This window comes from Pseudomonas sp. BP11-1-1, assembly GCF_052112105.1.
Classification (GTDB): Bacteria; Pseudomonadota; Gammaproteobacteria; order Pseudomonadales; family Pseudomonadaceae; genus Aquipseudomonas; species Aquipseudomonas alvandae.
In genome coordinates this window covers 271,305-287,321 of record NZ_JAUTYU010000005.1, presented here as the reverse complement: position 1 = coordinate 287,321, position 16,017 = coordinate 271,305, and the positions used below count along the sequence as shown (strand labels likewise).

12 protein-coding genes are annotated in these 16,017 nt (G+C 62.8%); 1 reads left to right on the top strand and 11 read right to left on the bottom strand.

Annotated elements, in window-relative coordinates:
• The first annotated feature begins 147 nt into the window (after positions 1-147).
• Positions 148-927 (top strand): TSUP family transporter, encoded by a 780-nt coding sequence (locus Q7C33_RS13650; protein ID WP_030142545.1) that lies wholly within the window; start codon positions 148-150, stop codon positions 925-927.
• Here Q7C33_RS13650 and nudC read toward each other — a convergent pair.
• The 11 genes from nudC to Q7C33_RS13595 form a co-directional block, all read right to left on the bottom strand.
• Entirely contained in the window at positions 895-1,725 is an 831-nt protein-coding gene (nudC, locus tag Q7C33_RS13645) for an NAD(+) diphosphatase (RefSeq protein ID WP_407683548.1), read from the bottom strand. The genes Q7C33_RS13650 and nudC overlap by 33 nt on opposite strands.
• A gap of 6 nt (positions 1,726-1,731) precedes the next feature.
• Complete coding sequence (locus tag Q7C33_RS13640; RefSeq protein WP_030142547.1) at positions 1,732-2,544, bottom strand: crotonase/enoyl-CoA hydratase family protein; 813 nt, start codon at positions 2,542-2,544, stop codon at positions 1,732-1,734.
• 265 nt (positions 2,545-2,809) lie between these two features.
• Positions 2,810-4,288 (bottom strand): efflux transporter outer membrane subunit, encoded by a 1,479-nt coding sequence (locus Q7C33_RS13635; protein WP_407683547.1) that lies wholly within the window; start codon positions 4,286-4,288, stop codon positions 2,810-2,812.
• Positions 4,285-7,389, bottom strand: a complete 3,105-nt coding sequence (locus tag Q7C33_RS13630) for an efflux RND transporter permease subunit (RefSeq protein ID WP_407683546.1) — start codon at positions 7,387-7,389, stop codon at positions 4,285-4,287. Before Q7C33_RS13630 ends, Q7C33_RS13635 begins: the two co-directional genes overlap by 4 nt.
• A gap of 169 nt (positions 7,390-7,558) precedes the next feature.
• A complete protein-coding gene (locus Q7C33_RS13625) occupies positions 7,559-10,654 on the bottom strand; it encodes an MdtB/MuxB family multidrug efflux RND transporter permease subunit (RefSeq protein WP_407683545.1) in 3,096 nt (1,031 codons plus the stop codon).
• Positions 10,651-11,967 carry an MdtA/MuxA family multidrug efflux RND transporter periplasmic adaptor subunit gene (locus Q7C33_RS13620; protein ID WP_030142551.1) on the bottom strand — a complete coding sequence of 439 codons (1,317 nt, stop codon included), beginning with the start codon at positions 11,965-11,967 and terminating at the stop codon, positions 10,651-10,653. Before Q7C33_RS13620 ends, Q7C33_RS13625 begins: the two co-directional genes overlap by 4 nt.
• Positions 11,968-12,157: 190 nt before the next feature.
• Positions 12,158-12,658: a thiol peroxidase gene (tpx, locus tag Q7C33_RS13615; RefSeq protein ID WP_030142552.1), complete on the bottom strand. Its 501-nt coding sequence runs from the start codon at positions 12,656-12,658 to the stop codon at positions 12,158-12,160.
• A 108-nt stretch (positions 12,659-12,766) separates the two neighbouring features.
• A complete protein-coding gene (locus tag Q7C33_RS13610; RefSeq protein WP_030142553.1) occupies positions 12,767-13,438 on the bottom strand; it encodes a DUF3313 domain-containing protein in 672 nt (223 codons plus the stop codon).
• A 73-nt stretch (positions 13,439-13,511) separates the two neighbouring features.
• Positions 13,512-14,009, bottom strand: coding sequence for a GNAT family N-acetyltransferase (locus tag Q7C33_RS13605; protein WP_407683544.1), 498 nt, complete (start codon positions 14,007-14,009; stop codon positions 13,512-13,514).
• A 263-nt stretch (positions 14,010-14,272) separates the two neighbouring features.
• Positions 14,273-15,070 (bottom strand): transglutaminase family protein, encoded by a 798-nt coding sequence (locus tag Q7C33_RS13600; protein WP_407683543.1) that lies wholly within the window; start codon positions 15,068-15,070, stop codon positions 14,273-14,275.
• Positions 15,067-16,017 (bottom strand): alpha-E domain-containing protein, encoded by a 951-nt coding sequence (locus tag Q7C33_RS13595; RefSeq protein WP_030142556.1) that lies wholly within the window; start codon positions 16,015-16,017, stop codon positions 15,067-15,069. The genes Q7C33_RS13600 and Q7C33_RS13595 overlap by 4 nt, the downstream gene beginning before the upstream one ends.

Genomic DNA, 16,017 nt, shown 5'->3' with positions numbered 1-16,017 from the left:
AGGGCTGCTGCGCAGCCCAGCGGGAGCAAGCTCCCTCGCCACGAGGCTTTGCGGCATCTCACCGGAGAGTCGCGGCCCAGCGCCATTATCGGTAACATACCGGCCTTTCCCGCAGCCCTTCTGCGCCCTGCCGAATAAGCCCATTCCATGCCTTTTGAACTCAGCGTTGACCTCTCCACCCTCGCTATCCTGGCCGTCGTGGCGTTCATCGCCGGCTTCATCGACGCCATCGCCGGCGGTGGGGGCCTGCTTACTACGCCTGCCCTGCTGACCGCGGGCTTGCCACCGCACCTGGTGCTGGGCACCAACAAGCTCAGCTCGACCTTTGGTTCGGCCACGGCCAGCTTCACGTTCTACAGGCGCAAGCTGTTTCATCCGCGGCAGTGGACCCACGCCCTCGTCGGCACGCTGGTCGGTGCCTTGGCCGGCGCCGTCGTCGCCCATTACCTGCCTGCCGAGTGGCTGAACAAGATGCTGCCGGTGATCGTCTTTGCCTGTGGCCTGTACTTGCTGTTCGGCGGCACGCCCAAGGCACCGCTGGACAGCAACGCACCGATCAAGAAGACCTGGCAGTCGCCGCAAGGCTTTACCCTTGGTTTCTATGACGGCGTGGCCGGCCCCGGCACGGGCGCGTTCTGGACCGTCAGCAGCCTGCTGCTCTATCCCATCGACCTGGTCAAGGCCAGCGGCGTGGCCCGCAGCATGAACTTCGTCAGCAACATCGCGGCGCTGTCGGTGTTCATCTTCTCGGGTCAGGTGGATTGGATCATCGGGCTGAGCATGGGCCTGTCGGTGATGGTCGGCGCATTCTTCGGCGCGCGCACCGCCATCAGCGGCGGCGCGAAGTTCATCCGGCCGGTGTTCATCACCGTGGTACTGGCCCTGACCGTGCGCCTAGCCTGGCAACACTGGTTCAGCATGGCCTAGGCGGCGGGCCACATAGAGATCGATCAGGTAGCGGGCAATCGAGCGCGACGCCGGCAATGGCGGCAGGTCATGGATGTTGAACCATTGCGCGTCTTCGATTTCGTCCTCCTGGGGCACGATCTCGCCGCTAGCGTATTCGGCGTGGAAGCCCAGCATCATCGAATGGGGAAACGGCCAGCACTGGCTGCCCACGTACTGGATGTTCTTCACGTCGATGCTGACCTCCTCGCGGACCTCGCGAACAAGGCAATCCTCCGCCGACTCACCCGGCTCGGCAAAGCCCGCCAAGGTGCTGTAGACCCCTGTGACAAACCGGGGGGAACGGGCCAACAAGACTTCGTCGCCACGGGTGATCAGCACGATCATGCTCGGCGAGATCCGTGGGTAATGCCGCAAGTCGCATGCCTGGCAAAACATCGCCCGCTCTCGCGGCACCTGGCTCATGCGCTGGCCGCAGCTGCCGCAAAAGCGATGCTCCCGGGCCCAGGTGCCGATCTGCGCGGCATAACCCAACACCTTGAACAGCGTGTGGTCATCTTCGAGCATGAAGGCCCGCAGGCCTTTCCAGTTACAGCCGGGAATGTCCAGGGCGCTGTGCAGTTCCAGCAGGTAGACCGGCTCGCCATCGAGATGACCGATGCCGTGCTCGGCAAGGATCGACAGGTCCTGGCGCTTGAGCCAGTCGCGAGGAAACAGCGCGCCGTTGTCGTCGTACAGGAAACCTTCCGGGCTGCGGGCCACGGCCCAGCCGCCGGGTTTATCCGTATCGAGTACTGCGGTGGTCCAGCGTGAAATCATGATCGGTCAGTCCAGAAATTCGGGTTTCTGTTTGCTCATATGGGCGGCCATGGCCACGCGCAGGTCATTGGATTGCAACATGGCGGCGTTCCACGTGGCGACGTATTCCAGCCCGTCATCGATGCGGTGGTCGCGCATGTAGCTGATCATTTCCTTGGTGCCGGTGACGGCGATCGGCGACTTGGCGGCGATTTCCCGGGCAATGCCCATGACGCCGTCGAGCAGGCTGGCTGTATCACCATAGACACGATTGACCAGGCCAATGCTGCGCGCTTCGTCGGCACCGAAGGTGCGCCCCGTATAAGCGAGTTCACGCAGCATGCCGTCCCCGATGATCCGGGGCAAGCGTTGCAATGTGCCAACATCGGCCGCCATGCCGATGTCGATTTCCTTGATGGAGAACTGCGCGTCCTCGGCGGCGTAGCGCATGTCACAGGCGGAAATCAGGTCGATGGCGCCGCCCAGGCAATAGCCTTGGACCGCCGCGAGTACCGGCTTGCGGCAGTTGTCCACGGCATTGAACGAGGCTTGCAGCTGCAGTATCTTGCGCCGCAGCACGCGGGCGTTACGGCCCACATCCTTGCCCAGTTCATTGGCCACGCCGGCCAGCATCATCAGGTCGATGCCTGAAGAAAAGTGCTTGCCCGCGCCGCTCAAGACCACCACCCGCACTTCGTCGGTATCGTCGATCCATTGGAAGATATCGACGATCTCGCTCCAGAACGCAGCGTTCATCGCGTTGATCTTGTCCGGTCGATTGATCTGCACATGGGCGATGTTGTCCGCAAGTTCGACATTGAACGCTTGGTATTGCGACATGGCAGTATCCTTTTGACCGGCTGGAAGAGGCCTGAACTATAACAAGCGATCACGACAGGACGTAGGCAGTGCATCGGCCAAAAGCGGGACTTTGCGCGGGATGTTCAGGAGATCTCTGTGGCGAGGGGATTTATCCCCGCTGGGCTGCGAAGCAGCCCCTGGAAGCTGAGTGCAACCTAGCTGACACACCGAGGTGGCAGACTTTAGGGCCGCTTCGCAACCCAGCGGGGATAAATCCCCTCGCCACAAAAGCTTGGCGCAATTGTTACCTACCCTCCGCCTCCAACTGCCCATCCCAACCACCGCCCAGCGCCGCAATCAACTGCACACTTGCAATCAACCGGCTCTGTTGCAGGCTCAGCACGCTACGCTCGTTGCTCAGGGCGGTGGCCTGGACGGTCACCACGTCGAGGTAGCCGATCAGCCCTGCCCTGTACTGGTTTTGCGTCAGGCGCAGGGACTCGCGGGCGGCGTCGAGGGCTTCCTGGCGCACGCGGGCTTCGTCTTCGAGCACCTTGAGCTGGATCATGTAGTTCTCGACTTCACGAAAGCCGTCGAGCACGGTCTGGCGATAAGTGGCGACCGTCTGGTCGTAGGCCGCGACGCTGCGGTCCACCTCCGCCGAGCGCTGGCCGCCGTCGAACAAGGTCATCGCCAGTTGCGGGCCGACCGACCAGAAGCGGTTCGGCACACTTACCCAGTTATCGTAGGTACTGCTGCTGTAGCCGCCGCTCAGGCTCAGGGTCAGGTCCGGGTAGTAAGCGGCCTTCGCCACGCCGATGTTGGCGTTGGCCGCCATGACCGAGCGCTCCGCCGACGCGATGTCCGGGCGCCGTTCGAGCAATTGCGATGGCAGTGCCACTGGCACTTGCGGCAGTGTCGGGATGTCCTGGGTTTCGGCCAGGCTGAACTCGGCGGGCGGCAGGCCGATCAGCACGGCGATAGCGTTCTCGAACTGCGCCCGCTGCCAGATCAGGTCAATCAGGTCGCCCTGGGTGGTCTTGAGCTGATTCTGCGCCTGGGCCACCGCATCCTTGCCGGACACCCCGGCGCGGTACTGGTTTTCGGTCATTTTCAGCGAGCGTTGATAGTTGTCGACGGTGGTCTGCAACAGGCGCTTCTGCTGATCGATTACCCGCAACTGCAGGTAGTTCTGCACCAGTTCCGATTGCTGGCTCAAACGCATTGCAGCCAGGTCGGCAAAGCTGGCCTGGGCGCTGGCTTCGTCGGCTTCCAGGGTGCGGCGCAACTTGCCCCAGACGTCCGCTTCCCAGCTCACGCCAGCTTGGGCGTTGTAAGTGTCGCGAATGCCGCTGGAGGAACTGCTCAGGCTCGAACTGCTGCTGCCGGTGCCCTGGCTGGAACGGGTCTTGCCGACCGTAAGATCGACCGTTGGAAAGAATGCCCCGCGAGCACTGCGCGCCAAGGCCTGGGCCTGGCGGTACTGGGCTTCGGCCTGGGCCACGGTCTGGTTGGAACCGTTGAGTTTTTCCACCAGTTCGTTGAGGCGAGTGTCAGCGTATAGCTCCCACCAGGCGCCACGGGCCAGGGCGTCGCTGGGGTTGGCCTGGCGCCAGCCCTGGGCCTCCTTGTATTGCACCGGCGCAGCGGCCGCGGGACGTTGGTAATCCGGACCGATCGCGCAGGCACTGAGCAGCGCCACGCACAGCGCCAGGCTCAATACTCGCGAGCCACGGGCGGTTGCCAGCGGTGCGACAAGGTTGAAAAACGAACGATCGGTCATAGCGGAGTTTCCAGGGCAGCATCAGTGCGCACCCCACGCCAGCGGTTGAATCGATGGCGCAGGTTGTCGAGGTAGAGGTAGACCACGGGGGTGGTGTAAAGCGTCAGGACCTGGCTGAACACCAGCCCGCCGATGATGGTCAGGCCCAGTGGCTGGCGCATTTCCGAGCCTTCGGCGCCGCCGAGCAACAGCGGCAAGGCGCCGAGGATCGCCGCCAGCGTGGTCATCAGGATCGGCCGCAGCCGCAACAGGCACGCGCTGCGGATTGACTCGAGCGGCGTTTGGCCAGCGCGTTCCAATTGCAGGGCGAGGTCGATCATCAGGATGGCGTTTTTCTTCACCACGCCGATCAACAGGAACAGCCCCAGCAACGAGATCAGGCTGAACTCGCTGCCCAGCACGTAGATCGACAGCAACGCGCCCACCCCGGCCGAGGGCAAGGTCGAGAGGATGGTCAGCGGGTGGATGTAGCTTTCGTACAGCACGCCCAGCACCAGGTACACCGCCAGCAACGCCCCGAGGATCATGAACGGCTGGCTTTTCTGGGTGGCGGCGAACGCATCGGCGGTGCCGGCCATTTTCGCGATGACGTCCTCGGGCATGCCAAGCTTGGCGATCGCGCGCTCGATGGCGGCCGTGCCCTGCTCCACCGTGACGCCTTCGGCCATATCGAAGGCGATGCTCTCGGACGCGAACTGGCCCTCATGACTGACCCGGTCGTCTTCGAGGCTGTTTTCATAGTGGGCAATCGCCGACAACGGAACCCGCGCGCCGTCGGCGGTGATGACCTGGACCTGTTCAAGTGTGTTGGGGTCCTGGGCGTACTTCGGATTGACCTCCATCACCACCTGGTATTGGTTGAGGCTGTCGTAGATCGTCGAGATCTGCCGCTGGCTGTAGGCGTTGTTCAACACCGCCGTGACCATGTCCATGTCGATGCCCAGGCGCTTGGCCTGGTCCCGGTCGACGATCAGCGTCACTTGCTGCGCCCCGCCACCGTCACGGGCGTCGATAGCGGTCAGCTCCGGCAAGGCCCTGAAGGCAGCCACGAGCTTGGGGTACCACTCGCGCAGGGACGCCAGGTCGGCGCTCTGCAGGATGTAGGAATACTGCGAGGTGGTCTGCTCGCGGCCGCCGCCGAACTGCAGGTCCTGGTCGGCCATCAGCATCAATTGGGCACCGGGCACCTTGGGCATTTCCTTGCGCAGGCGCTCGATGACCTTCTGCGCGGACATCGCCCGCTCCTTGATCGGCTTGAGGCGCACCAGCATGAAGGCATTGTTGGTGCCGTTGTTGCCGCCGATGAAACCCGCCACGCTCTGCACCGCGTCATCCTTGAGCACCGCGCGCCGGAAGATTTCCATTTTCGGCTGCATCACGTTGAACGACAGCCCGTCGTCACCGCGCACGAAGCCGATCAACTGGCCCGTGTCCTGCTGCGGCATGAACGTCTTCGGCACGACCACGTACAAGGCAATGTTCACACCGACGGTCACCAACAGGCTGAGCAAGGTCAGGCGCCGATGACGCAGCACCCAGTCCAGGCTCCGGGCGTAACCCCTGACCATGCGTTCATTGACGTGATGGCTCCAGCGCTGCAAACGGTTTTCCTGGCCCGGCACATGGGGCTTGAGCCACCGCGCGCAGAGCATCGGCGTGAGCGTCAGGGACACCACCAGCGAGACGACGATGGCAGCCGCCAGGGTGATGGAAAACTCGCGGAACAGGCTCTCGATGATCCCGCCCATGAACAGGATCGACAGGAACACCGCCACCAGCGAGGCGTTCATCGACAACAGGGTGAAGCCCACCTCCTCGGCGCCGAGGTAGGCGGCTTTCATCGGCGGCACGCCTTCGTCGATGTGCCGGGAAATGTTTTCCAGCACCACGATGGCGTCGTCCACCACCAGCCCGGTGGCGAGGATCAACGCCATCAGTGACAGGTTGTTCAGGGAAAAACCGTACAGGTACATCACCGCGAACGTGCCCACCAACGACACCGGCACTGCCAGGGTCGGGATCAGCGACGCACGGAAATTGCCCAGGAACAGGAACACCACCAGCACCACCAGGGCGACGGCGATCAACAGGGTCATTTCCGCTTCGTGCAGGGTGGCCTTGATCACCGGCGAGCGGTCCATGGCCAGGTTCAGCTTGACGCTGGCGGGCAACACCGCTTGCAGGGCCGGCAGTTGGCTCTTGATCTCGTTGACGGTCTCGATGATGTTGGCGCCGGCCTGGCGGTTGATGACCAGCAGCACGGCGGCGTCATTGTTGAAAAAGCCGCTGTTGTAGCGGTCCTCGACGCCGTCGCTGACCTTTGCCACGTCCTTGAGCCGCAACACCGAGCCATCCTGGTAACGGATGACCAGCGTCTCGTAGTCCTTGGCCTTTTCGAGTTGATCGTTGGCCTGGACTTGCCACATGCGCTTGTCATCTTCGACCGAACCCTTGGGCCGGCGCACATTGCTATTGGCTATCGCCGTGCGGACGTCATCCAGCGCCACGCCGTACTGGTTGAGCAACTGTGGCTCCAGCTCGATGCGCACGGCCGGCAGGGAACTGCCGCCAATCTGCACCTCACCGACACCCGCCACCTGGGACAGGCTCTGGGACAGGATCGTCGAGGCCAGGTCATAGAGTTGGCCCTTCTCCAGCACATCGGAGGTCAGCGAAAGCACCATGACGGGTGCCTGGGACGGGTTGACCTTCTTGTAGGTCGGCATGCTGCGCATGCCGCTGGGCAGCAAGTTGCGCGAGGCGTTGATGGCCGCCTGCACCTCCCGGGCCGCGCCGTTGATGTCGCGGTCCAGGTCGAACTGCAGGATGACGCGGGTCGAGCCCTGGCTCGAACGGCTGCTCATGGTGTTGACCCCGGCGATGGCGCCGAACGAGCGCTCCAGTGGCGTCGCTACGGTGGATGCCATCACCTCCGGGCTCGCTCCCGGCAAGTTGGCCTGGACCACGATCACCGGAAAATCCATCTGCGGCAGCGGCGAAACCGGCAGCAAGCCAAAGCACACGCCGCCGAGCAACATGATGGCGAAGCTCAGCAGCATGGTCGCCACGGGACGGCGGATGAAGGGGCCGGAGAGGTTCATTCGCAGCGGCTCCAGACGCCAGGCGACTGTCCGCGAGAAATGGCTGGTTCTTCGTGGCGAGGGGATTTATCCCCGCTTGAGTGCGCAGCGCTCACAAAAAGGGCCGCTGCGCAGCCCAGCGGGGATAAATCCCCTCGCCACAAAAGCTCCTTGTGGTTCAGGGAATGCGTCATACCCGCACCTCATCCGCATCAGGCCTGGCAAACCGGCGCCCCAGGCGGTCGAAGTACAGGTAGATCACTGGCGTGGTGAACAGCGTCAGCACCTGGCTCACCAGCAAGCCGCCCACCATCACCAGGCCCAGCGGTTGGCGCAATTCGGCGCCGGAGCCGGTGGCGAGCATCAGCGGCACGGCGCCGAACAGGGCCGCGAGGGTCGTCATCAGGATAGGTCGGAAGCGCAACAGCGCGGCCTGGTAGATGGCGGTCTGTGGGTCCATGCCCTGGTTACGCTCGGCGTCGAGGGCGAAGTCGATCATCATGATCGCGTTCTTCTTGACGATGCCAATCAGCAGGATGATGCCGATGATCGCAATCATGCCCAAATCATTGCCGCTGAGGATCAGCGCGAGCAAGGCGCCGATGGCCGCCGAGGGCAAGGTGGAAAGAATCGTGATCGGATGGATGTAGCTCTCGTACAACACGCCCAGCACGATGTACATGGTCACCACCGCCGCCAGGATCAGCAGCAAGGTGCTCGACAGCGACGCCTGGAATGCCTGCGCCGCGCCCTGGAACTCGGTCTGCACGCCGACGGGCATGCCGATGTCCTTCTGCACCTTTTCAATGAGATCGACGGCGTGCCCGAGTGCCACGCCTGGCGCCAGGTTGAACGACATCATCACCGCCGGGAACTGGCCGATGTGGGCAATCGCCAGTTGCGCCTGGCGCTCCTCCACCCGCGCCAGGCTCGACAGGCGGACTTGCCCGCCGTCGGTGGTCTTGACGTGTATCTGGTCCAGTGCCTGCGGGCCGATCCTCTCCCCCGCCTGGGCTTGAAGCACCACGCGGTACTGGCTGGCCTGGGTGTAGATGGTGGAAATCTGCCGCTGGCCGAAGGCGTCGTAGAGCGCATCGGTGATGTTCGACACCGACACGCCCAGCCGCGAGGCAGCATCTCGGTCGATCACCAGATAAACCTGCAAGCCCTTGTCCTGCAAGTCGCTGGCAACGTCGGTGAGCTCCGGCTGCTGGGCCAGGGCTTCGACCAGGCGGCCGCTCCAGAGGCTGAGCAACTCGGCGTCCGGCGACGACAGGCTGAATTGGTACTGGGTACGGCTGACCCGGTCTTCGATGGTCAGGTCCTGTACCGGCTGCATGAACAGGCGGATCCCCACCAGCCGGTCCAACTGCGGTTGCAAGCGGGCGATGATCTCGCTGGCGCTGTCGTCCCGCTCGCGGTGGGGCTTGAGGTTGATCAGCAAGCGGCCGCTGTTGAGCGTCGCGTTGTCGCCGTCTACACCGATGTAGGAGGACAGGCTCTCCACCGCCGGGTCGGCGAGGATCACCTTGGCCAACTGCTGCTGGCGCTCGCCCATCGCCGCAAACGAAATCGCCTGCGGCGCCTCGGAAATCCCCTGGATCACGCCGGTGTCTTGCACCGGGAAAAAGCCCTTGGGCACGGCCAGATACAACACCACCGTCAGCACCAGGCTGCCTACTGCTACCAGTAGGGTCAGTGGTTGGTGCTTGAGCACCCACTGCAACTTGCGCCCGTAACCGGCGATCAACCAGTCGATCCAGGCACCGCTGGCCCGGTAGAAACGGCCCTGCTCCTCTTCCTTCGGCTCGCGCTTGAGCAAGCGCGCGCACATCATCGGCGTCAGCGTCAGGGACACCACCAGCGAGATCAGGATCGCCACCGCCAAGGTGATGGCGAATTCGCGGAACAGGCGCCCGACCACATCGGCCATGAACAGCAGCGGGATCAGCACGGCGATCAGCGACAGCGTCAGGGAAATCAAGGTGAAGCCGATCTGCTTCGCGCCCTTGAGCGCCGCCTGCATCGGGCTGTCGCCCTCCTCGATGAAACGGGCGATGTTTTCCAGCATGACGATGGCGTCGTCCACCACGAAACCGGTGGCGATGGTCAGGGCCATCAGGGTCAGGTTGTTGATCGAGAAACCGGCCAGGTACATCACGCCGAACGTACCGATCAGCGACAACGGCACGGCCACGGAGGGAATGATCGTGGCGCTGACCCGGCGCAGGAACAGGAACGTCACCATGACCACCAAGGCGATGGCGATCAGCAGCTCATGCTGGACGTCGGTGACAGAAGCACGGATGGTCTGGGTGCGGTCGGTCAGCACGGTCACGTCGAGGCCGGCCGGCAGGTTGTCGGTGATGCTGGGCAACAGGGCCTTGATCCGGTCAACCACCTCGATGACGTTGGCGCCGGGCTGGCGCTGGATGTTCAGCAGGACGGCCTGGTTCTCGTTGGCCCAGGCGGCGAGGCGCTCGTTTTCGGCGCCATCGACGATCTCTGCCACGTCCTTGAGTCGCAGCGGCGCGCCGTTGGCATAGGCCAGGATCAACTCGGCGTAGTCCTTGGGCGACGTCAACTGGTCGTTGGCATCGAGCATCGAGACCCGCGTCGGGCCGTCGAAGTTGCCCTTGGGCTGGTTGACGTTGGACGCGCTGATCAAGCTGCGCACGTCCGCCAGGTTCAAGCCGGCGGATGCCAGGGCTTCCGGGTTGACCTTGATCCGCACCGCCTGGCGCTGGCCACCGGCAATCGTCACCATGCCGACGCCGCTGATCTGGGCGATTTTCTGCGCCATGCGCGTGTCCACCAAATCATTGAGCTTGGGCAGCAGCATGGTCTTGGAGGTAATTGCCAGGGTCAGCACCGGGGTGTCGGCAGGGTTGACCTTGTTGTACACCGGCGGCGCCGGCAAATCGTCGGGCAACAGGTTGGTCGCCGCGTTGATCGCGGCTTGCACCTGCTGCTCGGCGACATCCATGTTGATGTCCAGGTTGAACCGCAGGGTAATCACCGATGCGCCACCGGAACTGGTGGAGGCCATCTGCGTCAAGCCCGGCATCTGCCCGAACTGGCGCTCCAGCGGCGCGGTCACGGCGCTGGTCATCACGTCGGGGCTGGCGCCCGGGTACAGGGTCATGACGCGGATGGTCGGATAATCGACCTGGGGCAATGCCGACACCGGCAGCAACCGATAGGCGATCAGGCCGGCCAGGACAATGGCCAGCATGCTCAGGGTGGTGGCGACCGGGCGAAGGATGAACAGCCGCGAGAGATTCATGCGCCGCCCTTTTTCGCCTTGTCGGCTACTGCCGGCTCAGTCGGGGCCGCGGCGCTCTTGCCTTGCAGGTGCTCGGTCGGCGTAGTCGGCACTTCCTGGCTGTCGTTGACCACTTCCACTTCGCTACCTTCCTTCAGGCGGTCGGTGCCTTCGAGCACCACCCGGTCGCCGGCGGCCAACCCTTCGGTGACCACCGTATGCTCGCCATCGCTGGCGCCGATCTTGAGCTGTTTGATCGTGACCTTCTTGTCGCCGTCCAAGGCATAGACAAACGTGCCGTTGGTACCGAATTGAATGGCGGCCGTCGGCGCGAGCACCACGCCTTTCAGGGTATCGGCCAGCAGGCGCACGTTGACGAACTGATTGGGGAACAGCGACTGGTCGCGGTTCTCGTAGCGGGCCTTGAATTTCAAGGTGCCGGTGGTGACGTCGATCTGGTTGTCCAGGCTTTGCAGCACGCCGCTGGCCTGGAGCTTCACATCGCCACGGTCCCAAGCCTCGACCGGCAGCTTCGCCCCGCTGCGGTAGCGGGTGAGCACGGTTTCGAGGTTGTTCTCCGGCAATGTGAAGACCACGCTGATGGGCTGGGTCTGGGTGATGACGGCCAGGGCCGTGGTGTCGTTGGCTGCCACCAGGTTGCCAAGGTCGAGTTGCCGCAGGCCCACACGCCCGGAAATCGGCGCACGGATCTTGGTGAATTCCAGGTTGAGCTTGGCGTCGTTGACCGCCGCCTGGTTGGTCTTGACCGTGCCCTGGTACTGGCCCACCAGTGCAGCGGCGGTGTCGAGGGTCTGCTTGGCAATGCTGTCTTCGGCGTACAAACCACGATAGCGCTCCAGGTCGACCTGGGCGTTCTTCAACTGGGCCTGGTTTTGCAGCAAGGTGCCTTCGGCCTGGAGCAAGGCGTTCTGGTACGGGCGAGGATCGATCTCGGCCAGCAGGTCCCCGGCCTTGACCATCTGCCCTTCTTCGAACGCGATTTTCACCAACTCACCGCCCACGCGGCTGCGCACGTTGATGGTGTTGAGCGCCGTGACCGTGCCCAGCGCCTTGTAATACAGCGGGAAATCCCCGGCGACCGCTGGTGCCACCCGAACCGGAATCGGCCCCGTCGCACCGCCGAAGCCCGGCCGCATGCCGCCCGAGCGCCCCATGTGTCCGGCCGCGCCCTTCTGTCCTGCCGCATTTTTCGAGTCGGTGCTGGCGGGCCAGAATTTCCAGGCGAGCAACGCGACGACCAATACCACGAACAGGCCGAACAACCAGCGACGGGATTTGCGGGAAACAGAGGATTGCATTGAATGGTCAACCATTGGGCGCGTGGGCTTCTTTTACGGGAGGCTGAACGATAAGCACTGTCGAGGTTTTAGCAAAGCGCCTTTACCGGCAATTTACCTTGGGCTTACCTTTCGCGTACTCGGCTAAGGCTTTGAAACACAAATGAAAACGGCCTGGACAGGCCAGGCCGTTAACAATTGTAATAAATACTTTATTTCAGACTGGTTATTTCAGCGCTGCGAGTGCCGCCTCGTAGTTCGGCTCTTCAGCGATTTCCTTGACCAGCTCGCTGTGCAGCACGGTGTCGTTTTCGTCCAGCACCACCACGGCGCGAGCGGTCAGGCCTTTGAGCGGGCCGTCGGCAATGGCAACGCCGTAGTTCTCGATGAACTCGGCACCGCGCAGGGTGGACAGGTTCTGTACGTTTTCCAGGCCTTCGGCGCCACAGAAACGGGCCTGGGCAAATGGCAGGTCGGCGGAAATGCACAGCACCACGGTGTTATCCAGGTCGTTGGCCTGGGCGTTGAACTTGCGCACTGAAGTGGCGCAGGTCGGCGTGTCGACGCTTGGGAAAATGTTCAGCACCTTGCGCTTGCCGGCGAAGTCCTTCAGGGAAACGTCCGACAGATTGCCGGCAACCAGGGAAAAGGCTGGCGCCTTGGAACCGGCTTGTGGCAGTTGGCCGTTGACTTGGACCGGGTTGCCTTTGAGGGTGACTTGAGCCATGAACGGATTCCTTCTGACAGGTTTGAAAAATGGTGAGGCCGGAGTTAACCATGAAATGGTGCTCCGACCTATGGCTGCACGAAAAAAGTGACGATTCCTACAACGGCGCTATTTCGCCTTGAGACGCAGGTAGGACTGATGCAAGTCCGACGCCCAGCCATCGATGACGCTTTTGAAGTCGTCGGGCTTCATCACCTGGGAGTCGTTCGACAGCGGCTTACCCGTGCCCTTGCGCACCACCTGGGCGATCACTGCATTATTACCACCGTCGAGAAAAACCGCTTCGGTGCCCAGGGTGGTTTCCTGGTCGCGAATGCCGCTGGCCGTACTGACCGCGGCGGCCACCAAGGCAATCGGAATCACTTCATAAGGCTTCAGCCCTTCGGTCTTGCTGCTTACTGCAGTGATAGCCGCCCGCACCACCAATACGCCAGGTCCGGGACTGGTCGCCAGGGGCAAGGATTTGCCCGCCTCTCGCTTGAGAGCTTGGTCGTAGTAGCTGGTAATACCGGCCAACGTGGCGGCGGGAATCTTCACGGTCGGTTGTGGCTTGGGGTAGAGCTGTGTCGGCTCGATATACACCCTGGAGTACTTGGCCAGATCGATCTTCGGATCGACCCAACGCATCACCTCGGCTCCCGACGGTGATTTCTCTTCCTTTAGGCGGCTGTAGTCTCCCAGGAAGCCGGAATACTCGTTCGGCTGGGTGACTTTGCTGGCGCAGCCCATCAATGCGAGTGAAGCGATGCAAACGGTGCCGATCATGGACGCAAGATTCATGGTGCTACTCCTGTAGGCCACACCTGACGGGGGCGGAACTACAGGTATAGCCAATGTGCGGAGTTTTGCCTGTTCAGCGCAGCCGCGCCATCGCCAGCGTATCGACCCAGCGCCCGTCACGCACGGCATAGTCGCGCAGCAGGCCTTCGGTTTCGAAACCGAACTTGCGGTACAAGCCGATGGCCGCTTCGTTGTCGGCATACACCGTCAACTCGACCCGCCGCAGGTTCATCCAGTTGTCCGCCACGTCCAGCGCCGCGGCCAGCAGCATCGACCCCACGCCCTTGCCCTGCCAAGCCACCGCGACACCCATGCCGAGGTTGGCGCAGTGAGCGCGACGAACGCGAGAAAACTGCTCCAGGCCAAGATTGCCGATGACCTCGCCCTGGTAAAGGGCCACCAGTTTCAACTGGCGCTCGTCATTTGTTGACAGACGTTGACGCCAGACCTCCGCGGACTGAAAAGGCATCTGCAATACCTGGCGGGTAACGGCAGGGTCGTTGTAGAGCGCGGTGACGCCGGAGATATGGGCTTCAGTAAAACGTGCAAGGGTGATCGAGGATTCGGACATTGGGCTCCTTCCTGGAGACGCGACATGGCCGGCCACTATAAACCGGTGGTCGTTGCACAGGCGAGCTTGTGATAGCGGTATTCCATCGGCCGCCTTCGCGAGCAGGCTCGCTCCCACAATTGGATCGGCGCACAACGGGAAGAGTCAGGTCGGCTATAAGACCGCCTTCGCGGGCAAGCCCGCTCCCACAGGGGTTTGGGTACAACTCATCCATTGTGGGAGCGAGCCTGCTCGCGAAAAGGCCTTGGGCTTCAATAGTCAGATCACTGATGCTGCACCTGCACCATCGAGCTCACCTGCACCCGCGCCTGCATCTGCTCTGCCCCGCCACCTCGGCGCATTCCACGTACCGGACAGGCGTCGAGATAATCAAGGCCAATCGCCAACTTCAAATGGCGGTCAGGACGAACCAAGCGATTGGTCACGTCGAAGCTGTACCAACCGTCATCCAGCCAAGCCTCGGCCCAGGCATGACTAGCCAAATGATTCTCGTCCTCGGTGCACAGGTAGCCGGACACATACCGCGCCGGCACGCCCAAACTACGGGCGCAGGCCACGAACGCATGGGCATGGTCCTGGCAGACCCCGGCGCCACCGGCAAACGCCTCGGCGGCCGTGCTGCTGACGGCCGTCGCGCCGGGACTGTAGGGCATGCGGTCGGCGAGGCCGTTCATCAAGTTGCCCAGCGCCGATCGATCTCGCCGGTCTCCACATTGTTCCATGGCGAAGGCGCTGAGATTGTCATCCGCCAGGGAAAGTCGGCTGGTGCGCAGGAACGGCAGCGGTGACTGGTCATCGGGCTCCATCTCCACCGCCTGGTTGATCTGCACCTCGCCATAGGCCGTCAATATCAGCGCGCCGTGGGGCTCGTCCATGGTCATGACGTGGAGGATATTGCCGTACGGATCGAGCTGGCTGCGCACCAGGCGCGGCAGTTCCAGGTGCCATTGCAGGATGCGCTGGCGTGGGGTGTCCCGGGGCGTCAGGCGCAGGAACTGGATGCTGGTGCAGACTTCATCGGCATAGCTGTAGGTGGTGTCGTGGCGTATGGACAGTTTCATACCACCTCCAGGTAGGACTCATGGACGGTCTGGCCCAAATGGCGGATCTGGCCGATGAGTTCGGTCAACCACTGGTGCAGGCCCGACGCAAGGATCTCGTCGATCCCGGAATAACGCAGGCGCGCATTCAGCTCGGCGGCCAGGCGTTGAGCGGGTCTGCCGTTGTTGCCCGGCAGGCTGGCGAGGATATGGTCAAGCTCCTCGATGCAGGCGTGCAGCGAGCGCGGCACGTCGGCCCGCAGCAGCAACATCTCCGACACCTGCTCGGCATTCGGCGCATTGCGGTAGATCTCGTTGAACGCCTCGAATGACGACAACGCCCGCAGCAAGGCACTCCATTGGTAATAACCACGCGCGGAGTTATCGCTGACCTCCTCCGATTCCTCGCCGAACATTTCGTAGCGCGCGTCCAGCAGGCGCAAGGTGTTGTCGGCGCGTTCGATGAACGTCCCCAGGCGAATGAAACAGTAGGCATCGTTGCGCATGATCGTGCCCGACGTCGCGCCACGGAACAGGTGCGAGCGCTCCTTCACCCACTCGCAGAAATGACTGATGCCGTAGCGACCCAGGCCGTTGCTGGCAATGTTGCGCATTTCCAGCCAAGTGGCGTTGATGTTCTCCCACATGTCGGCGGTGATGCGTCCGCGCACGGCATGGGCGTTGGTCCGCGCCGCCCGGAGGCAACTGTAGATACTGCCCGGATTGGTTTCATCCAAGGCGAAAAAATGCAGCATGCGCTCGGTGTTGAGCGCGTCATAGCGGGCGTTGTAGTCGTCCAGCGTACCGGCCGCCAGCAGCGACATCGCCAGCTCGGCCTGGCCGTCGCCGCGCCCGGCCTGGGGCATCAGCGACAGCGAATAGCTGACTTCGAGCATGCGCGCCAGGTTCTCGGCGCGCTCCAGGTAGCGGGACATCCAGTAGAGGTCCGAAGCGGTTCTTGAAAGCAT